Source organism: Nonomuraea sp. NPDC049269, from assembly GCF_043197155.1.
Taxonomy (GTDB): domain Bacteria; phylum Actinomycetota; class Actinomycetes; order Streptosporangiales; family Streptosporangiaceae; genus Nonomuraea.
Genome location: NZ_JBICSO010000010.1, coordinates 436,781 through 460,202 on the forward strand (window position 1 = coordinate 436,781; position 23,422 = coordinate 460,202).

21 protein-coding genes and 1 pseudogene are annotated in these 23,422 nt (G+C 70.5%); 11 read left to right on the plus strand and 11 right to left on the minus strand.

Annotated features, from left to right (window positions below):
• Positions 1-218 precede the first annotated feature (218 nt).
• The gene (locus ACGFNP_RS48405) at positions 219-956 is read left to right on the plus strand and encodes a class I SAM-dependent methyltransferase (protein ID WP_393329872.1); all 738 of its coding nucleotides are present in this window, start codon (positions 219-221) and stop codon (positions 954-956) included.
• 277 nt (positions 957-1,233) lie between these two features.
• Here ACGFNP_RS48405 and ACGFNP_RS48410 read toward each other — a convergent pair whose 3' ends face one another.
• Positions 1,234-1,623, minus strand: a complete 390-nt coding sequence (locus tag ACGFNP_RS48410) for a hypothetical protein (RefSeq protein WP_393329874.1) — start codon at positions 1,621-1,623, stop codon at positions 1,234-1,236.
• Between the two features lie 77 nt (positions 1,624-1,700).
• Positions 1,701-4,943 carry a BTAD domain-containing putative transcriptional regulator gene (locus ACGFNP_RS48415; RefSeq protein ID WP_393329875.1) on the minus strand — a complete coding sequence of 1,081 codons (3,243 nt, stop codon included), beginning with the start codon at positions 4,941-4,943 and terminating at the stop codon, positions 1,701-1,703.
• A gap of 87 nt (positions 4,944-5,030) precedes the next feature.
• On the opposite strand from ACGFNP_RS48415, the gene ACGFNP_RS48420 reads away from it, so the two are divergent.
• The 3 genes from ACGFNP_RS48420 to ACGFNP_RS48430 are packed head-to-tail and all read left to right on the plus strand — an operon-like array spanning position 5,031 to position 7,497.
• The gene (locus ACGFNP_RS48420; protein WP_358327548.1) at positions 5,031-5,669 is read left to right on the plus strand and encodes a hemerythrin domain-containing protein; all 639 of its coding nucleotides are present in this window, start codon (positions 5,031-5,033) and stop codon (positions 5,667-5,669) included.
• A 36-nt stretch (positions 5,670-5,705) separates the two neighbouring features.
• Complete coding sequence (locus ACGFNP_RS48425; protein ID WP_393329877.1) at positions 5,706-6,134, plus strand: DUF4267 domain-containing protein; 429 nt, start codon at positions 5,706-5,708, stop codon at positions 6,132-6,134.
• A 52-nt stretch (positions 6,135-6,186) separates the two neighbouring features.
• Positions 6,187-7,497, plus strand: coding sequence for an FAD-binding protein (locus tag ACGFNP_RS48430; protein WP_393329879.1), 1,311 nt, complete (start codon positions 6,187-6,189; stop codon positions 7,495-7,497).
• A gap of 132 nt (positions 7,498-7,629) precedes the next feature.
• On the opposite strand, the gene ACGFNP_RS48435 is transcribed toward ACGFNP_RS48430, so the two are convergent.
• Complete coding sequence (locus ACGFNP_RS48435) at positions 7,630-8,241, minus strand: XRE family transcriptional regulator (RefSeq protein ID WP_358327554.1); 612 nt, start codon at positions 8,239-8,241, stop codon at positions 7,630-7,632.
• A 102-nt stretch (positions 8,242-8,343) separates the two neighbouring features.
• Here ACGFNP_RS48435 and ACGFNP_RS48440 point away from each other — a divergent pair, with 102 nt between their 5' ends.
• Entirely contained in the window at positions 8,344-9,162 is an 819-nt protein-coding gene (locus ACGFNP_RS48440) for an MBL fold metallo-hydrolase (protein ID WP_358327556.1), read from the plus strand.
• A gap of 200 nt (positions 9,163-9,362) precedes the next feature.
• On the opposite strand, the gene ACGFNP_RS48445 is transcribed toward ACGFNP_RS48440, so the two are convergent.
• A complete protein-coding gene (locus ACGFNP_RS48445; protein WP_358327558.1) occupies positions 9,363-9,986 on the minus strand; it encodes a LysE family translocator in 624 nt (207 codons plus the stop codon).
• 109 nt (positions 9,987-10,095) lie between these two features.
• Between ACGFNP_RS48445 and ACGFNP_RS48450 the strand changes: the two are divergent.
• The 3 genes and pseudogenes from ACGFNP_RS48450 (at position 10,096) to ACGFNP_RS48460 (ending at position 13,503) form a co-directional block, all read left to right on the plus strand.
• A pseudogene (locus tag ACGFNP_RS48450) lies at positions 10,096-11,049 on the plus strand (LysR family transcriptional regulator).
• 959 nt (positions 11,050-12,008) lie between these two features.
• A complete protein-coding gene (locus tag ACGFNP_RS48455) occupies positions 12,009-12,506 on the plus strand; it encodes a SigE family RNA polymerase sigma factor (RefSeq protein ID WP_393329882.1) in 498 nt (165 codons plus the stop codon).
• A 4-nt stretch (positions 12,507-12,510) separates the two neighbouring features.
• Entirely contained in the window at positions 12,511-13,503 is a 993-nt protein-coding gene (locus ACGFNP_RS48460; protein WP_393329884.1) for a hypothetical protein, read from the plus strand.
• A 51-nt stretch (positions 13,504-13,554) separates the two neighbouring features.
• Here the strand turns inward: ACGFNP_RS48460 and ACGFNP_RS48465 are convergent, their stop codons facing one another.
• The 3 genes from ACGFNP_RS48465 to trpB are packed head-to-tail and all read right to left on the minus strand — an operon-like array spanning position 13,555 to position 16,309.
• On the minus strand, positions 13,555-14,310 hold the full coding sequence (locus ACGFNP_RS48465) for a GntR family transcriptional regulator (RefSeq protein WP_358327565.1): 756 nt from the start codon (positions 14,308-14,310) through the stop codon (positions 13,555-13,557).
• Positions 14,307-15,107, minus strand: coding sequence for a tryptophan synthase subunit alpha (gene trpA / locus ACGFNP_RS48470; RefSeq protein WP_358327566.1), 801 nt, complete (start codon positions 15,105-15,107; stop codon positions 14,307-14,309). Before trpA ends, ACGFNP_RS48465 begins: the two co-directional genes overlap by 4 nt.
• A complete protein-coding gene (trpB, locus tag ACGFNP_RS48475) occupies positions 15,104-16,309 on the minus strand; it encodes a tryptophan synthase subunit beta (protein WP_358327568.1) in 1,206 nt (401 codons plus the stop codon). The genes trpA and trpB overlap by 4 nt, the downstream gene beginning before the upstream one ends.
• Before the next feature lie 408 nt (positions 16,310-16,717).
• Between trpB and ACGFNP_RS48480 the strand changes: the two genes are divergently transcribed.
• The 3 genes from ACGFNP_RS48480 (at position 16,718) to ACGFNP_RS48490 (ending at position 18,947) form a co-directional block, all read left to right on the plus strand.
• Complete coding sequence (locus ACGFNP_RS48480; protein WP_393329886.1) at positions 16,718-17,239, plus strand: hypothetical protein; 522 nt, start codon at positions 16,718-16,720, stop codon at positions 17,237-17,239.
• 96 nt (positions 17,240-17,335) lie between these two features.
• Entirely contained in the window at positions 17,336-17,851 is a 516-nt protein-coding gene (locus ACGFNP_RS48485) for a hypothetical protein (RefSeq protein WP_393329888.1), read from the plus strand.
• 169 nt (positions 17,852-18,020) lie between these two features.
• On the plus strand, positions 18,021-18,947 hold the full coding sequence (locus ACGFNP_RS48490) for an NBR1-Ig-like domain-containing protein (RefSeq protein ID WP_393329890.1): 927 nt from the start codon (positions 18,021-18,023) through the stop codon (positions 18,945-18,947).
• A gap of 6 nt (positions 18,948-18,953) precedes the next feature.
• On the opposite strand, the gene ACGFNP_RS48495 is transcribed toward ACGFNP_RS48490, so the two are convergent.
• From ACGFNP_RS48495 to ACGFNP_RS48510, 4 genes are read right to left on the minus strand one after another with little or no spacing between them, the layout of a single operon-like run.
• Positions 18,954-20,291, minus strand: a complete 1,338-nt coding sequence (locus ACGFNP_RS48495; protein ID WP_393329892.1) for a lanthionine synthetase LanC family protein — start codon at positions 20,289-20,291, stop codon at positions 18,954-18,956.
• A gap of 43 nt (positions 20,292-20,334) precedes the next feature.
• Positions 20,335-21,396: an LLM class flavin-dependent oxidoreductase gene (locus tag ACGFNP_RS48500; RefSeq protein WP_393329894.1), complete on the minus strand. Its 1,062-nt coding sequence runs from the start codon at positions 21,394-21,396 to the stop codon at positions 20,335-20,337.
• A gap of 1 nt (position 21,397) precedes the next feature.
• A complete protein-coding gene (locus ACGFNP_RS48505; protein WP_393329896.1) occupies positions 21,398-22,390 on the minus strand; it encodes an aldo/keto reductase in 993 nt (330 codons plus the stop codon).
• Complete coding sequence (locus tag ACGFNP_RS48510) at positions 22,387-23,412, minus strand: aldo/keto reductase (protein WP_358327582.1); 1,026 nt, start codon at positions 23,410-23,412, stop codon at positions 22,387-22,389. The genes ACGFNP_RS48505 and ACGFNP_RS48510 overlap by 4 nt, the downstream gene beginning before the upstream one ends.
• Positions 23,413-23,422 lie beyond the last annotated feature (10 nt).

A 23,422-nucleotide genomic window follows, 5' to 3' on the forward strand; every position in this document is an offset into this window, starting at 1 on the left:
CCACGTGCTCGACATCGCCGAGCACGACCTGGACGTGCCCGTAGCCGGTCTCGGCCAGGAAACGTGCCGCGCGTTCCGTCACGAACGGGTCGATGTCTTCCCTGTTGGATCAACGTGTTGACGGTGATTCAGCGGAAGATCTGGTGTCTGAACGGCGTTGCATCATAACTTTTCGATATATCGACTCAAGATCTGCTGACGGAGATGGAGGCAGTCTGATGTCCAGCGCGCAGTTGTATGACGCCATCGGCGCTGCCTACACCGTGACGCGGCGCACCGAGCCGCGGATCGCCGAGCAGATCTGGACCGCGCTCGGCGATGCGCGGACCGTGCTGAACGTTGGGGCCGGCACCGGGTCCTATGAGCCTCCCGGCCTCGACGTGACTGCGGTAGAGCCATCGGCGGTCATGCGGGCGCAGCGCCCCGCAGGCGCGGCGCCATGCGTCGATGCCACCGCGGAGAGTCTCCCGTTCGAGGACCAGTCCTTCGACGCCGCGATGGCTTTCGCTACCATCGATCACTGGCAGGACCCGATCGCGGGCCTGCGCGAGATGCGCCGCGTCGCTCGCCGCGTGGTCGTGTTCACCTGCGACGCCAGTGACGCCGATCTCTTCTGGCTGAATCGTGACCACCTGCCGGAGTTCGCCGGCCTCTGGGCTGGCCGGCCTTCGCTGACCGAACTGGTCGGTGCGATCGGAGCTCGGACCGAACCGGTGCTCGTTCCGTGGGACTGCGCTGACGGCTTCTACCACGCCTTCTGGCGCCGGCCCGAGGCATACCTGGACGAGCATGTCCGCCGCGGCATGTCGATCTGGGCCAGGGTCGGCCCGGACGCCGAGCAGCGGGCAGTGCACAGTCTGCGTGATGACCTCGCATCCGGCCGGTGGGCCGCGCGCAACCGCGACCTCTCCGGCCTCGACGCGGCAGAGCTCGGCCTGCGCCTGCTCATCGCCTGATCCCGCCATAGTGCCGGGTCGCGGCCAACGTGTTGACGGCGATTCAGCGGGAGATCTGGCGTCTGAGGGGACCGAACAGGGCACCCGCATCGCCGACAGCGTCCGACGAGGCCTGGGCCAACGCCGCCAAACACTACGACGACGAACAGCTCACCGCACTGGCGACGTTCATCGCCCTTGTCAACGCCACGAACCGCTTCGCCCCGGCGACTACGGGGTTGAGGCACAGTGGTACAGCCGCTAGCGCTGAGAATGATCTTGACGTTTGGAATGGTCGTTAGCGTGTGCGACGGCGGGCGGCTGGGTCGGCTTCGGCGGTGACACGGGCGGAGGTCTCCTCGCCGAGCCGGACGCAGCGGCCCAGGCTTCCGAGGTGCTGGTGGCGGGATTTGGCCTGCGGTTCGGGAGCGGTCCGTCCATCGGCGGCCAGGTGCCGCAGAGCAGATGTCCGCGACAGCGGGAGCGCGCGATCCGAAGGTGGAAGCGCGACAGTCGGCGAGGAAGACCTGGCCGCTGGTACGGCCGCGCAGCAGGCGGGCGGTACCGGATGCCAGTGGACGTGCTCGATTGCGCCGCCCTTGGAGGTGATGCGGGCGCGCCGGAACTCGAGGTCGAGGTCTTCGATGTTGAGGGAGAGGACCTCTCCGGCGCGAGCCCACTGGTCCATCTCCGCTGGCCACCTTCTCGACTCGTGACAGAGAATGCAGATTCTGTGTCACAGCTGTGCGGCACCATGGGCAGAGGCTAGGTGGTCGTTCGCAACCGGGCCTCGGCGGCCCAGAGGGGTGCGTTCCAGTGGTCGGCGATGGTGGCGGCCCGGGTGAAGTGAGCGGCGGCCTCGTGGTCGCGGCCGAGGAGGACGGCCAGCTCGCCGAGGGTGTGGGCGACCGGGCGCAGCGCCACCGACAGGCTCGTGGCGCCCGCCGGGGGGCCGTTGCGGTGCGGAAGCAGCGTCGCGTAGATCTCCTCGGCGGCGTCGCGGTCGTTCAAGGCGACGATGGCCATCGCGCGCAACGTTGTGAGGAAGGTGAAGAAGAAGTCGGGGCGGATCGGGCTGGGTGACGCGCGGACCTCGCGGGCTTCGGCGTCCAGGCCGTTGGCGTGGAGGGCGAGCGCGAGCAGGTCGGAGGTCATGGGGCCGAGCGCGGCGTGGAGGGCGCGAACGTCGTCCAGGTGCGCACCGAGTGTGCCGTCGTTCAGCCAGATCGTGGCCAGGGCGAGTTGGAGAAAGCCCGTGTGCACCGATCCGGCGCGGCGCATGCCCTCGTCGGCCTTGATGTAGAGGAGTTCGGCGTCGGCGAATCGGCCTTCGATGAGCGCCAGGGTCGCCAGCATGATCTCGGCGACGGCGACCGCCTCGCGCATTCGGTAAGTGCGCGCGAGCTCCAGGACCTCGGTGGTCACCTGGTGCATGGTCACCGGGTCGTTGGCGGCGGCGGCGACGTTGGCATGGTTGAGCAGCCCGCTGACGCGGTAGACCGGCAAGTCGTGCTCGGTGCCGATCTCCACGAGCTCCCGGCAGAGCTCGGCGTCGCCGTGGACTTCCGCCAGGATCTCGAGTGCCGCGGCCCGCAGCCGGGGTCCGGTGGCGAGGTCGAGTGCCTCCTGCGCTGCCTCCAGAACGGTCGGGTCGTCCTCGCCGATCAGTTCGTGCGCGTACGCCGTCAGGAGCCGGGACCGCACCGAAGGGGTCAGTTCGCGCTTCAGCAGGCGGCTCAGGCGGTCGACGATGGGCCGGTCCACTGTGCCGTACGTACGGGCCTGCCAGGGGGTCGGCTCTGTCCACGCGGTGAATGCGGCGATCATCAGGTCGTCGCGGCCCAGGGACTCCGCGTACTCCACGGCTTCACGGCGTGTCTCGCGGGCGGCTCCGACGGCTCCCGCCCGGATCTGCGCGCGCAAGAGCCTGCCGAGCAGTTCGACGCGTTCGTCCGGTCCGGTCGAGTTGGTGACGGCGTCGGTGAGGAGGTCGGCCGCCACGTCGTGGGCGTAGCGGGCCTCGGCAAGCTCGGCGGCCTGGACGCAGTAGCCGACGGCCTTCGGTGAGCCGGCGCGCGCGTAGTGGTGGGCCAGCGCCGCGATGTCGTCGGTGCCTTCAAGAGCGGCGGCGATCCGGGCGTGCATGCGGGCTGTGCGGAGGCGGCTGAGGTCGGCGACGAGGGTGTCCCTGACGAGGGCGTGGACGAAGCGGATGAGGCCTGGGCCGGGCTCGTCGAGGAGCCCGGCGATGACGCCCGCGTCCAGCGCGTCCATCACGCCGTCCTCGTCGGTGTCGGCGGCCTTGACGAGAACGTCCACTGAGCTTTCCCGGCCTGCGACCGCGGCGAGCCGGAGGATGGACACGCCGCCTTCGGGCAGGCGCGCGAGCCGGCGGCGGAGGACGTCCCGTACGCCTTCGGGGACCTCGGAGAGGGCGACCAGCGCGCCTTCGCCGTTCAGCAGCCGGGCGCTTTCGCGCACGTAGAACGGGTTGCCGCCGGTGCGCTCGGCGATCCCTGCGATGGTCTCCTCGTCGGCCTCGCATTCGGTCCGTACGAGCTCCGCGACGGCCTCGTCGTTCAGCCCCGGCAGCGCCAGGCGGAGGGGCGTGGCGCGCGCGAGGGAGGCCAGCGTTTCGGTGAGGTGCCCGCTCTCGTCCGCGCGGTACGCGGCGACGACCAGGATCGGGGCCCGCATGCCGAGGCCGCCGCCGAGCAGTTCCAGCGTGGCGGCGTCCGCCCAGTGCAGGTCGTCCAGCACGACGGCGACCGGGCGTTCCGTGGCGACCGCCGCGAGCCACATCCACACGGCTTGGCGCAGCCGGAACCGTCCGGCGGTGGCGTCGTCGTCCGCCGGTCCGGTGTCGGTGAGCAGCGGCGCGAGGTCGTCCGCGAACTCGCCCGGGGACGTGGTCGCGGCGGCGGCTCTCAGCACCTCAGTCCAGGCCCACGCGGGCGGCGCGCTGTCGATCTCGGGGCAGCGGCCGACGGCGACCAGCCACCCGTCACGTTCGAGCCGCCTGCCGAGGTGGTCCAGCAGCGTCGACTTGCCGAGCCCGGCCTCGCCGGTGACAAGGGCGATGCGGGCGCCGTCGGTGGCGGCCTCGGTGGCGGCCGTGACCAGTGCCGACAGCTGTGCCTCGCGTCCGAAGAACGGCGCCTCGATGATCGGCGCCGGCCGCGGCAGCGGTGCGGTCGGCGGTCGCGGGGGCACGGTCTCGCGCATGACGTCCGTGCGCTGGGTGAGGATCGCCTCCTCCAAGGCCGTCAGGTCCGGGCCAGGGTCGAGCCCGAGCTCCTCGGCGAGGATGCCGCGGGCGCGGCGGAGCGTCGCCAGCGCGTCGGCTTGGCGGCCGCTGCTCCACAGTGCCAGGGCGTGCAGCCGCCAGCCTTCCTCGCGTAGGGGCTCGTCGCGGGTGAGCCGCTCGGCCTCGGGGACCACCGCGGCGGGGTCGCCGATTCGCAGACCCGCCGCGACGTGTAGTTCGGTGGCGACCAGGCGCAGCTCGTTCAGCCGGGCCGTCTCGGCGGCGGCCCACGGCTCGTCGGCGACCTCGGCGAACGCCGGTCCCTGCCACAGTCCGAGCGCCTCGGCGAGCCGAGCCTGGGCGACGCGCGGGTCGGTGTCCGTACGGGACTGGTCGAGCAGGTCCTCGAACCGCCACGCGTCCACCGACTCCGGCGGCAGCCGCAGCGCGTAACCGGGCGGCGCGCTCACCAGCAGCCGGGCCGGTGTGCGCGGCGGACGTCCGGGCTCCAGCAGCCGGCGCAGGTTGGACACGTACGCCTGCAAGGACATCAGCGCCCGCGCGGGCGGCTCCCCGCGCCACAGGTTCTCGATCATCCGGTCGACCGGCACGAGATGCCCACGCGCCGCCACCAGCAACGCCAGCACGCCCCGCTGCCGCGGCCCGCCGAGGTGGACGGTCTCACCGTTCACCTCGGCTGCGAACGGGCCCAGCACCCGGATGAAGACCATGATCCGCACATCATACGTGGACGGTTCCAAGTCGGCTCCAAGTCCCCTCCAAATACCCCGGAGCAGTCTGAACGCATCGCAACCGCCCCGGTCGCAATCCAGCAGAGGCAGGAACAGATGAGCGTCAACACCCAGGACATGGAGATCGTCCACCGCGTGCTCCGCCGTGAGTCACGGCTGCTGGTGGAGCTCGTCGCGGCCGTCACCCCGGGTGACACCGCTCGCGCCGAGGTGATCGCCGACCACTTCCGCGTCTACCGCATGGGCCTGCACAACCATCACGAGGGCGAGGACGAGCTGCTGTGGCCGCCGCTCCTTTCCCGGGTGGATCTGGAGGCCGACATCGTCCTGCGCATGCAGGCCCAGCACGAACGCATCGCGGTCACCCTGACCAGGCTGGACGCCGCGGTCCCCGCATGGGAGGCCACCGCGGGCGCCGACGAACGCGACACCCTCGTGGCCGCCCTCACCGAGCACCGCGCGGTCCTGATGGAACACCTCGACGACGAGGAGGCCACCCTCCTCCCACTCGCGGCCAAGCACATCACCGAACAGGAGTGGGCCTCTCTGGGCGACCACCTGGTGAACAACACCCCCAAACTCACCCTGCTCACGCTCTTCGGCGCCGTCCTGGAAGACGCGAACCCGGCCGAGCGCGCCATCGTCCTCAGCGGACTCCCCACCCCGGTCCGCGCCATCTGGCACGTCATCGGCCGCCCTCGCTACGCCCGCCACATCCGCCGTGTCCGCGGCTGAACCCCTGCCCAGTCTGAACATCAAAGGAGAAGAACCATGTCGCTGAAGAAGCTCAACACCGTCCTGGCCACCGTCGTCGTCCTGTTCACCCTCTACCTCGGGTTGTCCTTCGTCCTGCCCCTCGGGACCACCTTCCCGGGGCTGGCGAACTGGCCCTCTGACGGCAGCGGCTTCTCCATCGTGAAGGGCAGCCGCGAGATCGCGATGGGCCTGGCCATGGGCATCCTGCTGGTGACGGGCCACCGCCGCCCGTTGGGCTGGGTCCTGCTGATGGTGGCCGTCGCCCCGTTCGGCGACATGGTCAACGTCCTGGCCCACCACGGATCCACGGCCGCCGCGTTCGGCATCCACGGCCTGACCTCGGCGCTGATCGCGGTCACGGGGTTGCTGACCCTCCGCGAGACCAGCAAGGCGCGCAAGGCCCAGGAGACCGCCACCCCAGCGCCCGCCACGCAGCCCGCCTGACGTCCTCGCAGTGCAGCACGGTTTTTCTGACAACTCGAAAAGGGAGACGACGATGACGATCAACGATCTGCGCGGTGTCCTCAAGGGGCGCGTGCTCCTGCCCGGTGACGACGGCTTTGAACAGGCGGCCACCGCGTGGAATCTGACTGTCAGGCAGCCCGTGGCGGCCGTGGCGGAGGCCGCGGATGCCGATGACGTGGCGGCGCTCGTGCGTTACGCGCGGCGGGCGGGTATGACGGTGACCGCGCAGCCGAGCGGGCATGGCGCCTCGGGTGATGTGGAAGGCCTGATCCTGTTGCGTACCGGCCTGCTGAACGCGGTGGAGGTACGCGCGGAGGAGCGCGTGGTCCGGGTGGGCGCGGGCGTGAAGTGGGGGCAGGTGCTGGCGGCGGCCGGTCCGCTGGGTCTGACCGGCCTGTCCGGCAGCGCGCCGGGGGTCAGCGTGACCGGCTACACCCTGGGCGGTGGGGTCGGCTGGTTCAGCCGCAAGTACGGCTTCGCCTCCGACAGTGTGCGGGCTATCGACATCGTGGACGCCGATGGCGAGCCGGGCCGGGTGACCGCCGAGTCCGATCCCGAGCTGTTCTGGGCGCTGCGCGGCGGTGGCGGGGACTTCGCGGTGGTGACCGCCCTCGAACTCGAGCTGTATCCCGCGCCGGTTCTGTACGGCGGGCGCGTGATCTGGCCGGAGCACCGGACCAGGGAGGTGTACGACGCGTTCCTGGAGATCACCGCCGAGGCGCCACGTGAGCTCAGTGTCTGGATCAACCGGCTCCAGCCACCCGGCGCGTCGCCGATGGTGACGCTGGATCTGGCCTACCTGGGTGAGGCGGCTCAGGGGGAGGACCTGCTGGTGCGCATCGACAAGATCGGGGGCGCGATCTCCGACAGCCGCGGTGTCGTCTCCGTTGCCGACCTGGGTGACATCACCGCCGAGCCCACCGATCCGGCCCCATCCATCGCTCGTGCGGAGCTGCTCACCGGCCTGGACGCGGACGCGGTGGAGCTCCTGCTGGCCAAGCCGGTCGAACCGCTCATCAACGTGCAGATCAGGCACCTGGGCGGGGCGCTCGCCGAGCCGGGCGGCGGGGCCGGTGCGAGCGGCGCGGTGGCTGAGCCGTACCTGCTCGGCCTGCTGGGTCTCGGCCTGCCGCACGTGGCCGATGCGACGCGCGCCAAGCAGGCCGAGGTCGTGGCCGACCTGAAGGCCTACATCAGCGGCCGCAAGCCGTACACCCTGCTGTCCCCCGGTGAAACGGCGGCGAAGTCCTTCTCCGGCAGCGCGCTCGCGCGGCTGCGGGAGATCAAGCGGGCCCGTGACCCGCACAACGTGTTCCGCGCGAACTACCCGGTGCTCGGATAGATCGGCACGTGGCCCGATTCTCCGGGTGGCCTCCATCGGCCGTGCCGGGGTCGCAGGCAGGCGCCTTCCCCGTTCGGACATCGCCGGGAAATGCGGTGGACGAACGGGGAGTGCATCGGACCGACACGCCGCTCAGGTTCTGCGCGAGATGACCATGATGTATTCGCAGGGAGCGTTCGTTCGGTTGGCGAAGCCGTGGTCCGCGTCGGCCTGGAAGAACAGGGAGTCGCCAGTGTTCAGGGTCTCGCTGATCCCGCCGATCGCGACGGTGAGGGTGCCTTCGAGCACCACGAGTTGTTTCTCCGTACCCGGCGGATACGCGGGCAGCAGCCCGGTAGAGACCTGCGCGGGGAGGTAGTGGACGACCATCTCGGCTTCTCCCGCGCCCGGGGCCGCTGACACCATGTGCCGCTCGAAGCCGGTTTCCGGGTCACGGAAAACGGGGCGATCGTTCTTTCGCATGACAATGGCCACACCAGACGCGGCAGCAGCGGGCGCACCGATCAGGTCCGAGAGCGACGCGTCGAGCGCGTGGGCGATCCTGGACGCGACGCCGATCGTCGGGCTCTTCTCACCGCGTTCGACCTTGGACAGCATCGCCCGGCTGACCGACGACTGTGTGGACAGCTGCTCCAGCGTCAGGCCCGCCTCCTCGCGGCGTCGCCGCACGTTACCGCCGAACGCGCCGGCCAGGTCGTCACCGTGCTGTGGTTCGGCCGCCGCGTTTCCGTCTTGCTCGACCACCGTGCTCCTCGATCGATGGGTATCTCGCTGCCCACAGTGTAGGGTTTCTCCTAAAGAAGATATGGTCTTCTATCGAAGACACGCGCACACGACGGAGGTTCCATGCGTTTGATCTCGAGTGGCCAGCACCATGCCACGTTCGAATTCGGCGAGCTGCAGGTGATCTCATTGCGAGACGGGTACATCGACATGCCGCCGACACGGCTCCGCGACGAGGATGGGCGCACGCTCGATGAGTTGCCGGCCGCCGTCCCGCTGGCCGGCGACAACTTGCGGCTGTCGGTCAACGCCTTCTTCGTCACCGACGGCACGCGGTCGCTTCTCATCGACACCGGCGCGTCCAACGCCTGGCACGACCCCACCATGGGATTGATCTACGACGCGCTCGACGAAGCGGGAATCGACCGCGCGCAGGTCACCGATGTGGCCATCACCCACAAGCACGAAGACCACGTGAGCGGCCTGATCGCGCCGGACGGTTCAGAGGCGTTCACCGAGCTCGAGCGCGTGTGGATCGGCGCGGGCGACACCTCGGTGTTCACGGGGCGGCTCGAGCCGATCCGCGACCGGGTCGTACCCGTGTCGGAGAAGATCGCGATCAACGACTGGACCACCGCGATCCCGGCACCGGGCCACACACCCGGTCACACCGTCTACGACGTCAGGAGCGGCACCGGCCACCTTCTCGTCTGGGGCGACACCGTTCACGTTCCCACGCTCCAATTCGATCAGCCGAACGTCTCCTGGGAGCTCGACGGCAACCAGTCCCAGGCCCGCGCCGCGCGAGCGGCCCTCCTCGAACAACTGACCCAACCACACCACTTCGTGGCCGGCGCCCACCTCGACTCACCCGGCATCGCCCGCGTAACCCCCTCCGGCGACGGTTATGCGCTGGAATACCTCGCACCACCGATCGGCTGATTCGGGCCTGTCGGCTCCGGGCCGCGCTCGCGATGGCGGCCAAGGAGAGCAAGCTCGTCTGGCCCGGCTGGTCGCCCACGAACTCGACCACCTGGACGGCCGCCTCCACACCAGCCGCATGCGCGACGGCCTCCAGCGAGGAATACCGCGGCATCGGCCAGCCGCGGATCTACGGGCACCGCCCGGCGACCTGTACCGGCTCAGAAGCCTGCCGCCACCGCGGCGCCCAGCCCCAGCAGGACGACGCCGGTGGTCACGCTGAGTCCCCGCAGGACGGTCGGCTGCGATATCAGGGCGCGCCCTCGGCCGACGGCCCAGGTGAGCAACATGTACCAGGAGGCGCTGACGAGCGCCCACAGGGCTCCCAGGGCGACGGTCGACAGGAACACCGGGCCGTTCGCGGTCACGAACTGAGGCAGCACCGAGACGGCGAACACGCCCGCCTTGGGGTTGCCGAGGTTGGTGCTCAGGCCGGTGAGATATCCGCCCGCGAATCCAGTGCGCCGCCCGCCCTCGCGGGGCGGGCGGGTGGAGACGCTGGTGAGCGCGGTCCGTAGCGTCTTCACCCCGAGGATCATCAGCACGATGCCGCCTGCGATTCGGAGCACCGCGTACGCGGTGGGGCTGGCCAGCAGGACGGCGGACAGCCCGGCCGCGGCGGCCGTGGACCACAGCAGGAAGCCGCTGGCATTGCCCGCGAGCGTGCCTCGGAGCGTACGTTGGCCACCTTCCAGAACCTGCCGGATCATCAGGGCTTGACTCGCGCCTGGCAGCATCGCCAGCAGCAAGGTGGTGGCGATGAAAACGGGCACATGCGTGGGCATGGGAAAGAACCCCTTCCGGGGATTGCGGCCGATGGGTGCCCCATCAGGCTTCCCGTCCCGCACCCCTAAGACAAGTTAAAACAGGAGGGTGCAGCATTAGAATTAGTGAATGGTGGTGGATCCGGGACAGCTGCGCCTTCTCGCGTTGATCGAGCGGCACGGCTCCTTGACGGCGGCGGCTCACGCACTCCGGCTCACGCCCGCGGCGGTCACACAGCAGGTGGTCAAGGCCGAGCGCGACTGGCAGGTGCCGCTGGTCATCCGTGGTCCTCGCGGGGCAACGCTCACCGCGGCCGGTGCGCTGCTGGCCTCCCACGGTCGAACTGTGGAGGAGGCATCGGACAGGGCCGAGGCGGAACTGGCCGCACTGCTCGGTCACCTCTCGCTCCGTCTGCGGATCGGGACGTTCCAGGCGGCTGCCCTGCACCTGCTGCCACCGGCCCTGACGGCGCTGCGCCACCGCCATCCGGACGCCGACGTCTCGGTCGTAGACGTGGTGTCCGGACGCGGAACGGACGAGATCAGCGCGGGGCGCCTGGACGTGGCCATCGTCGCGTCCTGGGGCACGCCGCTCGCGCCGCCCCCACACGTACGGGCCCACTCGCTCCTGTTGGACCCGATGGTCGTGGTTCTCCCCGATGACCATCCACTGGCCACCGGGCAGCCCGCGGACAGCGAACTTCACCTGGAACAACTGTGCGACGAATCGTGGGTTTCCATCCTGGCCGGCCATGCCGCCCGCGGATAGTTCCACGACGCTGCCCGCGCGGCCGGCTTCACTCCCACGGTGCGGTTCGAGACCGAGTCCTACGACGTCGCCCAGGCCCTCGTCGGCACCGGCATCGCAGTGGCCCTGGTCTCGCGCCTGGCCCTGACCCATGCGCCTGGCACCACCCATCGCGAACTGGCCCACCCCAGGCCCTACCGCCGGCTCTACGCCGTGACCAAAACAGACGCCAGCCTCACACCACTCGCAGACCTGCTCATCGACCTCCTCCATGATGTCGCACGCGACATCACCGCCGCCTGGGAGGCTCCCCTGCATGAAGAACAACCGTTCTGAATCGACACCACCTGGTCCGGAGCGGCCGGCCCCGCTCCGACCGACCATCGACGCCGGCAGCCGGCTCGGGGTCGGAGGCTCGATGCGGTCATTGACCTGTTGGGCCACGTACGCCACCGCAAGCAATTCAGGGAACCGGGCATCCACCTCGAAGAACTTCAGCAGCAGCGCGAAGCCTGACCGGTTCGCCCCCGACCTCCGCCACAGTCACAACGGACGCGACCAAGATGATGCGGCCACCTCACGGCAACTCCCGTCGGTGCGGCGATCTGGATCTGCGCGGGCACGCTCGTCGTCGCCGCCCTCATGCTCTCCACCCGCGGACGCGGTGCTTTAACTCAGGGCTCATAGTGGGTAGCGAGGTTTTCGATGGTGTGGAGTTCCTGGTCGATTTTCGCGAGGGCGGCGCGGCGGGACTGCGACCCGCTCGGGCCGGGCGCCGGGGTCCGCACGCGCCGGCAGCGGTCCCGACTGGTTCCGGGTACTGGACCTCGATGACCGAATCTACGCCGCCCGCTACAGCCTCGCCGACCCCACATTGGCCCCGCCCGGGCACGAACTCATCCAGATCTCCGCCGCATGCGCCCCAAACGAGCGAAAAACCGACGCCGAACGCCGTGTACAGCATCTTCTTGACCCGTCATGGCCCGGCTGGCGCGCCGCGGTGCAGTGGCACCGCAGCGCCCTTCGCACACACTGCACCGGAGCCATCGACCTGCCCGGGACAACCTGGCACGACCGCCCGGCCATCAGCCGCGGCGGCACCCTCACCGTGGCCACAGACCAATCCGCCGCGCCCGGACTGCTGGCCGAGGTCGGAATCGCCGCCGCGCAACTCGCCCTCCGGCAACTGGGAAATCAGAGCGAGAACGATCATGAACTACTTCTTGAGACTGAGCAACCTTCTGTGCCTCCGGCGGCGTAAGGGCGGGTGACTGTCGCCTGAGGAAGGACCGTACATGGCGGATGGATCGGAGTACGACGCGTTCGTCGAGGCGTCGTGGCACCGGCTGCTCCGCACCGCCTACCTGCTCGCCCGTGACTGGGGAGCGGCCGAGGACCTGGTGCAGACAGCGCTGCTCAAGGCGTGGCAGGCCTGGCCACGCCTGGGCGAGGAGCGTGAGGCGTACGTCCGCAAGATCATCGTGAACCTGCACGTCTCCTGGTGGCGGCGCCGCTGGAGACAGGCCGAGCTGACCAGCGAGTCGCCGCCCGACCAGGCGCGGGCGGCCGACCACATGGGACAGGCCGACGACCGCGAACTTGTCTGGCAGGCACTCGGCCGCTTGCCCGCCCGGCAACGGGCCGTCGTTGTGCTGCGGTATTTCGAGGACCTGACCGAGGCCCAGACCGCTTCGACGCTCGGCTGCAGCGTCGGGACGGTCAAGAGTCAGGCGAGCAGGGCGCTGGCCAAGCTTCGGGTGGACGAGTCGTTCGCGTACGACAGGAGGGGGTAGCGCCATGCATATCGACCAGGGAGAACTCCGCGACCTGCTGGACGAGCGCAGCCGTCCCGCGCTCGACCGCCCGATCCCGTGGCACTCACTGCGGGCCGGGACGCGCGGCGCGCGGCGGCGCCGGTTGTCGGCCGTCACTGCCGCTGTCACTGTCGCCGTCGCGGTCGTCGCCGCGGGAACTGTCGTCAGCCTGCGCGGGCCGGACCAAGTCGATCAGCCGACCACCGCGAACGTGACCGAGAAGCTCCCGATCCAGTACGAGGAGTCCGACGGCACCCTCTACCGCAGGCTCGCCACGGCGACCTTCGACCCGTCGCGCGAAGAATCGAGGACGTTCCAAGTGGAGGTGAGCGGGAAGCCGGTGGCCATCCTGCCCGACTGCCCGTCCCCCAAAGCGGCGCCACCGCAGGTCAGAGCCCGGGTGCCGGGCCTGAACAAGGACTTGCCGCTGTTTCTGATGAACTCGTGCGCGCGGGGCAAAGCGGCCGACATGCAGCCCTTCCCCGCCGGGACGCGGACGGTGAGATTCACCGTCAAGCCCTACCCTGGGAGCACGCTTCCGGGAAAATGGCGGTTCGGCGTGTATGAGTGGACGCCGCCGACCACAATAAAAACCGCCTCGCCCCCGGTCGACCCGCCCGCGAAGATCGGGAAGGACCTCAGCCTGGTCACCAAGGGCAGCACCACCTGGCCCGGCACCCGCGAGGTGACACTCACCGTGCCGAACAGGGGCCGCGGCCTGGCCATCGTCACCTACTGCGGGGACGGCCTCGCCGAGCGGCTCAACCAGAAGCTGTGGGTGAACGGGCGCCCGGTCAAGGGCTCCATCGACTGCTCCGCCCCGCCGACCACCAGCGGAGCCGGCTACCTCGACATGGGCAAACGGCCGCGCAGTGAGAAGACGACAACGATCAGGGTCCGGCTGGAGACGTCCATCCCCGAGTACCTGCAGCGCCCCGGAACGCTGACATTGGCCGTTTATGACTACGACCTATGACGGGGCGTGATCCTGCTCGTCGCCACGGTGGGATGGACCGCACACAGGCTCTCAGCTGGTGGCGCCCCAGGTGAGAGAGAGGCCGGTGGCGGCGCGTTCGGTGCGGATCTCCATCATGCTGCCGAGGATGGTGGCATGGTCGGACACGACGGGCGTGGCGTCGAGCGTGTAGGTGATCCGGGTGCTGACGAGCACCGGGCTGCCCTGCGGCTCGTGGAGGTGGCGGGCGGCCGCGGGGTCGAGCAGACCGGGCCGGACCACCTCGGACGCCTGGGCGACCGTCACTCCCGCGTCGGCGAGGGCCGTGTAGAGGGAGACGGCGGTGAAGTCGCGGTCGCGGATCTGGTCGGCCACCGGCCGGCGGACCCAGGACACCTGGTGTACGGCGGGACGTCCCGCGAACTCACGGACCCGCTCCAGCCGCAGGGCGGTGTCGCCGGGAGGCAGCCGCAGCTCCGCGGCGATCCGGGCGGGGACCCGGCGCACCGCCCGCCCGGCCACCGCGGTGCGCACGTCGTGGCCCTGTTTCCGCAGGTCGTCGACCAGGCTGCGGAGCGAGTCGAGCTGGTACGCCAGGTGCGGCGGGGCGACGAACGTGCCCCTGCCGGGCTGCTGCACGATCAGCTTCTCGTCGCTGAGCTCCCGCAGCGCCTGGCGCAGCGTCATGAGGGTCACCCCGTAGGAGGCGCTCAGCTCCCGTTGCGGCGGCAGGGCCGCACCGGGGGCGTAGTGTCCCGACCGGATCTTCGCGGCGAGGTCGGCGGCGATGGCGCGATATCTCGCCTCGTGTCCGGCGTCGAGGGTCATCGTGGTCGGTCACACTCCTGGTCGAGGGCTTGCCGCAGGGTCGCGAGGAAGGCCCGCAGGTCGTCCGGCCCAGCCCCGTCGAGCACCCGCCGCATGACCGCGGCGCCGACCACCACGCCGTCGGCGTGCCGGCGGGCTTCGCGTGCCTGGTCCGGGGTGGAGATGCCAAATCCTAGCAAGACCGGCCGGTCGGTGACGCGCCTGATCCGCTCGGTGAGCTCCGCCGCCGAAGCGGCGAGGCCGGCCCGCTCACCGGTGGTGCCCATCAGCGACACCGCGTAGACGAATCCGCGGCTGCGGCCCGAGATCTCCGCCAGCCGCGGCTGCGGCGTCGCCGGGGACGCCAGCAGGACCAGCTCGATCCCGGCGGTGGCGGCCACGTCCGTCAGCTCGTCCGCCTCGTGCATCGGCAGGTCGGGCACGATCAGGCCGCCGACGCCGGCCCGGCGCAGCGCGGCGCAGAACGCCTCGGGGCCGTCGTTCAGCACCAGGTTGTAGTAGGTGCTGACGACCAGCGGCACGCCCAGGTCCGGCAGGCCGGACAGGTCGGCGAGGATCCGGCGGGCGCTCGCCCCCCGGGCCAGTGCCGTGTCGCCGGCCTGCTGGATGGTGACGCCGTCCAGCGTGGGGTCGGAGAAGGGCAGGCCGACCTCGATCGCGTCCGCCCCGGCGGCGGCGAAGGCCCGCAGATAGTCCGTCCAGCCGGGCGTGATCCCCCCGGTGACGTACGGCATGAGCAGGCCTCTGCCGGTGTCCCGGCGGGCACGGAGGTGGCGCTCTACCTGGGTGGCGTTCACAGCAGCTCCTTCAGGGTCGAGACGTCCTTGTCGCCTCGGCCGGACAACGTCATCAGCACCGTCGATCCTGCGGGCAGGTCACCGGCGCCCGCCGCGCGGATCACCCAGGCGAGGGCGTGCGCCGATTCGAGCGCGGGGACGATGCCTTCGGTACGCGCCAGCCGTACCGCCGCGTCGACCGCCTCGTCGTCGGTCACCGTCATGTAGCGGGCCCGGCCCAGGTCGCGCAGGTGGGCGTGCTCCGGGCCGACTCCCGGGTAGTCGAGCCCGGCGGCGATGGAGTGCGCCTGGGTGATCTGCCCGTCGTCGTCCTGCAGGAACAGCGAGCGGCAGCCGTGCAGGACGCCGAGCCGGCCGCGGGCCGCCCCGGCGCCACCCTCGGCCTCGACACCGACCAGGCGCGCCGGGGTGTCGGCGAATCCGGCGAACGTGCCGGCCGCGTTGGAGCCGCCGCCGACGCACGCGACCACATAGTCCGGGACGCCGGTCCGCAGCTCGGCGGCGCACTGCCCGCGGGCCTCGTCACCGATGACCCGCTGGAACTCCCTGACCATCCAAGGGTAGGGATCCGGCCCGACGACCGAGCCGATGCAGTAGTGGGAGTCGCCGGTCGCGCCCACCCAGTGCCGCATGGCCTCGCTGGTCGCGTCCTTGAGGGTACGGCTGCCCGTGGTCACCGGGACCACCTCGGCGCCCAGCATGCGCATCCGGAAGACGTTCAGCGCCTGCCGCTCGATGTCGCGCTCGCCCATGAACACCGTGGCCTCCAGCCCGAGCAGCGCGGCGGCGGTCGCGGTGGCCACCCCGTGCTGGCCCGCGCCCGTCTCGGCGATCAGTCTGCGCCGTCCCATCCGGGTGGCCAGCAGGGCCTGGCCCAGCACGTTGTTGATCTTGTGGGATCCGGTGTGGGTGAGATCCTCGCGCTTGAGGTACAGCCGCACGCCCAGCGCCTCCGACAGCCGGCGGACCGGTGTGAGCGGGGTCGGCCGCCCGACGTGCACGGCGAGCAGCCGCGCCAGGGCGCCGCGGAACCCCGGATCCGCCCAGGCCTCCCGGAACGCCTCGTCCACCTCGCGGCACGCCTCCACCAGGGACTCCGGCGCGTACCGTCCGCCGTACTCGCCGAACCGGCCCCGCGCTCGGGGCTCGCCCATCGTCCCGTCCAGCGGGACCGGCTCACGCCACGGCAACAGGTTGCGCATGCCATCCTCCGATCGTTCTATAACTCATCGATGAGTTCTATAACAGTGAGTGTGGCACGGACGGCGTGGACGCGCCACCACCGGCGCTCGGCACGGCAGCCGGGAGGGCCCCTTGGCGTGACGAAGCGGCGGGCACGGGATCCCTGGTGCGTGGGTCGAATCCCTGTAGCAAGTTCCTGACCTGCGAATTTGATTGTCCTAATAGCTCTGGACAACATCTGGATGATCGGACGGGGCAGATCGCTTGCCGTTTTCCGGCATGGGCGGTCAGAGTGTTGCCGTTCCCAGTGCCGGTGTTCGATATCGGCGCCATTGGCAGCGTGCGGATATTCCGCTGAATCGCTGTGCGCGGTTGGTCGGGGACTCCCGAGTCGGATAGTGCAGAGGATTTCTTTGAAAGGAGATCCGATGGTCGGACGAAAAGGGATTACAGGAGCGGCGCTCGTCGTCGGCCTGACGGCCGGGCTCATGGCGGGGTCGTCGGCGTCAGCGCAGGCGGGGCTGGGCGTCACCGCCGTCTCGGACGGCTCGGCCGTCCTGGCGCCGGGCTGGTCGGCGAAGGCCTACCTGGGGATCGGGTACCACGACCGCTGCAAGGGCTGGCAGCGGATAATCACGCCGTACAAGAGCGGCGACCGCATCACGACCAGCAGGCAGGTCCACTGCGAGAAAGGCGAGTGGGGCCGCCGGGCCGTGGTCAAGACGACTCTCCAGCAGTATCGCGGCCTCGGCTTCTGGCGGACGAAGGCCACCTCGGAGGTGAAGAAGGGAAGGGCGGCGTTCACCGTGACGACGACCCCTTCGTGGAAGTGCTCCGGCGGTAGCCAGCTCTACCGCAACCAGACGAAGGTGCATCTCTACTCCGTCCTGCGTGGCAGCGAAGTGGCCACCCTGTACAAGCGGACGCAGGAGCGCCGGATCCGGTGTTGATCCCGGGCTGGGACGGGGACGTAGCTCGGCCGGACTTCAGCCCTTGGCGCTCGCGAGAGCGCCAAGGGCGTTTTCTTCCGAAGGAGTGAGCGGCGGATGGGATCGCGTGCGAGAAGGCATGTCCCGGTGTGGAGTGTGATCGTCGGCGGGGTTGTGCCGGCCCTGGCCTTCGTGCTGTGGGCGACGGTCTCGGTGGCGGAGGAGGCACCGTACGAAGACGTCAAAAGGCAGTACATCGCCGCCGTGGACGCGGTGTGCGAGGAAGCGTCCCGGCAGTCGGATCTCCGCGAGGAACCACCCGCGAACCTGCGCGAGGAGGTGGACGAACTCCGCCGCGCGTCGGAGTCGATGGCCGGCACCATCGCCGCGATAGAAGCGATCGCGCCGCCCGGCGGTGACGTCCCGCGGGTGCGGGAGAGGTTCTTCGTGCCCGCCAGGGCACTGACCGCGACCCTGCGTCAGCTCAGCGCAAGCGCGGAGGCGGCGCTGCGCGCGGGCAGGGAGGGCGAGGCGAAGAAGGCGGTGGAACAGTCCTTGGAACCGGACGAGAACGAGAAGGCGCTGCGGTCCTTCGCGGCGGAGTACGGCTTCCGGGCATGCGCGGGTGAATGACCACGACGTCCGAGCAAACCGCAGAATTCCAGACGTATTAGGACAATTCAGGTAATCTCATTTGCTCTCAGGTGGCACAGGCCATGCCAGGGTCGTCGGCACGGCTGGATGACGGTGCCGGACAGGGCAGGTGAAGATGCCGGAATTATCCGGGACATCAGGCTCGCAGGTGGACGAGCCTGACCCGCAGTGGACGGGCAGGGGAGCGCGGCCCGGGCGAAAGCCGGTCCGGCCAGAACCGGGCGCGGGCCCGGTGGCGGCCCTCGCGTATCGGCTGTGGGAGCTCAAGGCGGAGGCGGGCGACCCGTCCTTCGCGGAGATGGCGACCCGTATGGGCGCGGCGGCCTCGAAGTCCTCGCTGGCGGCCGCCGCCCGGGGGCAGGTGCTGCCGACCTGGGAGACGACGTGGGAGTTCGTCCGGGTCCTCGCCGTCGACCGGCTGAGCCAGGACCCCGAGGAGGCCAGGCGCGAGTGGCGAGCCCACTGGGAGCGGGCCGCCAGCGCCGTCGTATGTAGCGAGACCACCGAGGGCCGTACGGACCACGACGAGACCCGCGCCGGGCACATCGAGGCAGAGGTCCGTTCGGCGGAGCACCCCGCACGACGAGCCCGGTCTCCCCTGACCAGGCCGGCCGTGATCGCGGCGGTCGCGACCGCCGCCGCCGGTGCCGCCCTCTTCACCTGGCTCGCCCCGCTCTCCGGAAAGGACGAGCCCGCCGCGCGGGACACCCCGGCTCGGGCCGCCTCCCCCTACGACGATTCGGCCTTCGAGCAGGACGTCACCCATCCGGACGGCACGGTGGTGAAGACGGGGACGGAGTTCACGAAGATCTGGCGGATCAGGAACACCGGCACCATCCCGTGGCGGGGACGCTATCTCACCCGGCTGAACGACACCCCGTGCCGCGCCCCCAAACGGGTCGAGATCCGCGCGGTCCAGCCGGGCGAGTCCGTCGACATCGCGGTACGCGTCCACGCGTCGGACTCCCCCGGCAGATGCAAGATCTACTGGAAGATGACCGACGAGGCCGGGACCCAGCTGCTGTCGTCCAAGAAGCCGATCTTCCTGGACGTGGTCGTCGGCCGCACGGAATAACGCAGGTCATGGGGTCTGGACAAGCGCGGTCGGCGGTACGGGGATCGCGGGGAAAGGGTTGTCGGGCAGGAGCAGGACCCGGCGCGGCCGGTCCGGCTGCCCGGCCGCGTCCAGGTGGAGCAGGGCCGCGCCGATGCCCGCCGCGCCGACCATGTAGCCGGTGTCCGCGCTCACCTCGCCGGGCCGCAACCGCCGGTACGCCTGGTACCAGCGGTAGCCGCGTCTCTCGTGGTCGGTGGCGCGGGCGACCAGGTCCGCGGCGAGAGTACGGGCGAACTCCAGGCAGGACGCCCTCCCGGTGACCGCCCACAGCCCGACGAACAGCTCCACCAGGCCGGCCGTGCCGCAACACTGGCAAGCCACGTTCCAGTAGCCGTCCGTCCTGCGCGGCGGGGCGGCGCTGTCGACCACGCCGTGCGCCAGCCGTTCCATCCAGTCCAGGTCGCCGGGATCGCCTGTCACCCGGTACAGCTCGTAGAACATCCTGGCCACCCCGGCCGCGCCCGAGCAGAAGCCGGCGTAGTGCAGTTCGCGCGCCTGCGGCACGTGATGCGGGACCATCGCCGATCGGTCGCCGAGCACGCTGACCTCGCGGACGAAGCCGGCCCCGCTGCGCGCGGTGCGCAGGAAGCGCTCGTCGCCGGTCACTCCGTACAGGCGGGCGAGGAGAAACACCGTGCCGGCGGTGCCGGCGAGGAATCCGGGCGTGATCGCGTCCGGCGGCGCGCCGTCGACGTCGCCGAGACGGTGGCCGGGAACGGGCAATCGGGCGATGCGCAGGCCCGCCTCCACCGCCGCCGCCTCGTAGGCGGGCATCCCCAGCTGGGTGGCGGCGCGCAGCAGGCCCAGGATGATGCCGCCGTCGCCGCGCTGCGTCGGGTCGTGCGTCCAGCCGAAGCCGTCCGCGCCGGTGCGCCCGCTGCTGACGATCAACTCGGCGACGGCCGCCGCCTCGGCGGTGAGCCGGTCGTCGCCGAGCACCCACCCGGCCTCCATCAGCGCGATCATCGTGCCGGTCAGCCCGTGGTAGAGCGACAGATCGTCGTCCCGCCGCCAGGTGGCCGCGAGCCACTCGGCCCCGCCCCGCGCGTCCTCCAGGTACGCCTCCTGCCCGGTGGCGACGGCCAGTTCCAGGAAGAACAGCACGACTCCGGCCGCCCCCGAATACAGGGATCGAGGCTGCGATCCGACCGCCGATCTGCCGTGCGGGTCGGGGTTGGCCACCCAGTGTCGGCCGTGCTCGCCATCGACCCCAGCGGATCTGATCCAGCGCGCCGTCGAGACGGCGGCGGTCAGCGGAGAGGCGGCACGAGCGCTCTTCGGGCGGATCTCGTCCAAGCTCATGGCCGGGACTATGGCACATCCCTTATCCGATTTCATGCCTTTCCTAGTTATTTGATAGGGATTTTGCGGAGGGTGCAGGGCGCCAGCCAAGCTGCGGTGCCAGCTCCCGCACGACGGCGGTGAGCAGGCGGACGTGCTCGTCGAACTCGGGTACGCCGGGGACGAAGCTCACCAGCAGGTCGGTGATCTGCCGCAACGCCGGATCGGCGGCCAGCTCGGCGGCGAGCGCCTCCGGTGGCCCGAGCAGCGCGCGGTCGGCCTCCAGGTACTCCTCGACGCTGAGCCCCGAAACGTCGCGCTTGGCGGACAGCCAGCCCTGCCAACGGCGGGCGCCGGGCGTGACCGAACGGATCGCCTCCGCCCGGTCGGGATGGGGGTAGACGGCCCGGGAGACCTGCACCCGGGGCTGACGGGCCGCCGCGCGGTAGGCCGCGATCCACTCGGCCTGCTGCTGCTGGGCCTCGCGCACGGTGGTGCCGCGCCAGCCGGTGGCGCGGGAGAGCTGCAGCCCGTCGCCGGCACGGCCCGCGGCGGCCGCCGCCGAGACCGCCAGTGACGGGTCGCCGGTGGTGGCCTGCCACAGCCGCGAACGTACACCGGCCCCGGGCGGATGGAGCACCTCGCCGAGGCTGTTGAGCGCCACGCCCTCCAGCACCTCGTGGAGCCGCGCCACCGAAGCCTCGAAGAGCTTGTGCCGGTCGGCCAGGTCCTTCCCGAACGCCTCCCAAGCTCCCGGGAAGGGCCCCGACCCCACTCCCAGCTCCAGTCGGCCGCCGCTGAGCTCGTCGAGCGTCGCCGCGTCCTCGGCGACCTTGAGGGGATCCTCCAGGGGAAGCACCACGACGCCGGTGCCCAGCCGGATCCGCGTAGTGTGCTGGGCGATCGCGGCGAGCACTACCAGCGGCGCGGAGACGTGCTCCTTGCCTTGGCGGAAGTGCCGTTGGATGACCCATCCCGAGTCGTAGCCCAGCTCCTCCGCGGCCACGAACAGGTCGATCGCCTCCCGGTAGGCCCGGGCCGGTGGCAGGTCGCTGTCGAGGTGCAGCAGGAATCCCAGGCGGAAGGGCCGGCCGTCCTCGACACCCGCCCCGATCAGGTCAGCCATGTCAGAGCCTCACTCCGGTCCCGTGCACGCCGTGCTCGTCGATCAGCGCCAGCTCCTCCTCCGTCAGCGGCGGGAAGTCGAGCGCCTTGACGTTGTGGTCCAGCTGCGCCGTCGAGCTGGCTCCGATGAGTGCCGAGGTCACCTGCGGCTGCCGGAGCACCCATTGAAGGGCCAGCTGCGCCAGAGACTGGCCGCGCCGCTCGGCGATCCGGTCGAGCGCGGCGGCCCGCTGCCGGTAGGTGTCGTCGATGACGTCGGGCGACAGGAACGCGCTGTTCTCCGCGCGCGCTCCCGCCGGGATGCCGTCGAGGTACTTGTTCGTGAGCAGGCCCTGCGCCAGCGGCGAGTAGACGATCAGGCCGAACCCGTCCTCGGCCGCCAGCTTGAGCAGGCCGTCGAGCTCGGGCCGGCGATCGAAGATCGAGTACCGCGGCTGGTGGACCAGCAGCGGCACCCCGGCCCGGCGCAGCAGCTCGGCCGCCTCGTGTGCCCGCTCGGGGGCGTAGTTGGAGATGCCCGCGTACAGCGCCTTGCCCTGCTCGACGGCGCTGACGAGGGCGCCGACGGTCTCCTCCAGCGGCGTGGTCGGGTCGGCGCGGTGGCTGTAGAAGATGTCGACGTGGTCGGTGCCCAGGTCGCGCAGGCTGTGCTCCAGCGAGGTGAGCAGCGACTTGCGTGATCCGCCCTTCAGGTACGGGCTGGGGCCGATGGGGTTGCCGGCTTTGGTGGAGAGGATGAGCTCGTCCCGGTACGGGGCCAGGTCCCGCTTGAGCACCTGCCCGAAGACCTGCTGCGCGGCGCGGTGCGGCGGGCCGTACCGGTCGGCGTTGTCGAAGTGGGTGATGCCCAGGTCGAAGGCGTGCAGCAGGATGTCGCGCTGCGTCTCGTACGGGTGGTCGGTGCCGAACTTCTGCCACAGGCCGAAGGAGAAGGCCGGCAGGTCGAGACCCGAGTGCCCGGCGCGCCGGTACTCCATCTTCTCGTAGCGGCTCATGAGCGGTTCCCCCGGCGGAGGGCGGCCGGCTGGAGGGACGGGGTGTCCCGGCCGGTGTCGCGTTCGAGGAAGTGGGTGCCCGGGTCGACGATCTCGTCGACGCGGTCGAGGACGTCCTCGCTGAGCCTGACGGTGGCCGCTTTGAGGTAACTCTCCAGGTGGTCGAGCGTGCGCGGGCCGATGATCACGCTGCTGACCGCCGGGTGGTTGAGCGCGAACGCCAGGGCCAGGTCGACCAGCGTCAGGCCGGTGTCCTCGGCGAGCCGGGCCAGCGCGTCGGCGGCGGCCAGCTTGCGCCGGTTGCGTTCGGCACCGATGTCGAACCGGCCGGGGATGAGATCGGCGCGCGCCGACTCCGGCTGTTCGCCGTCGAGTCGGTACTTGCCGGACAGCCAGCCGGCGGCCAGCGGGCCGTAGCTGAGAACGCCGACGCCGTACTTGCGCGCGACGGGGAAGACCTCCCGTTCGGCGCTGCGGACGAGCAGCGAGTACGGCAACTGCTCGGTGTGCGGGGCGATGAGCCCGTGCTTGCCGGCCAGCCACTGCGCCTCGACGAGCTGGTGCGCCGGGAAGACCGAGGTGCCGTAGTAGCTGATCTTGCCCTGGCGGATCAGGTCGTCGAGCGTCCGCAGCGTCTCCAGCAGGTCGGTGTGCGGGTCGGGCCGGTGCGCCTGGTAGAGGTCGATGTGGTCGGTGCCGAGCCGGCGCAGGCTGTCCTCCACGGCGCGGATGATCCAGCGGCGCGAGTTGCCGGCGTGCCGGGGGTTGTCGCCGATCTGCCCGTGGAACTTGGTGGCCAGGAAGACGTCGTCGCGGCGGCCCTTGATCGCCTTGCCGACGATCTCCTCCGACACGCCCTGGGCGTAGACGTCAGCGGTGTCGAGGGCCGTGATGCCGGCGTCGAGGGCGGTCTGGATGATCCTGATGCTCTCACCCTCCTCCTGCCACCGGCCGAAGTTCATGGTGCCGAGGGTGAGCGGGCTGACCAGGACGCCGGTGCGGCCCAGTATGCGGTCGGTCATGGAATTCCTC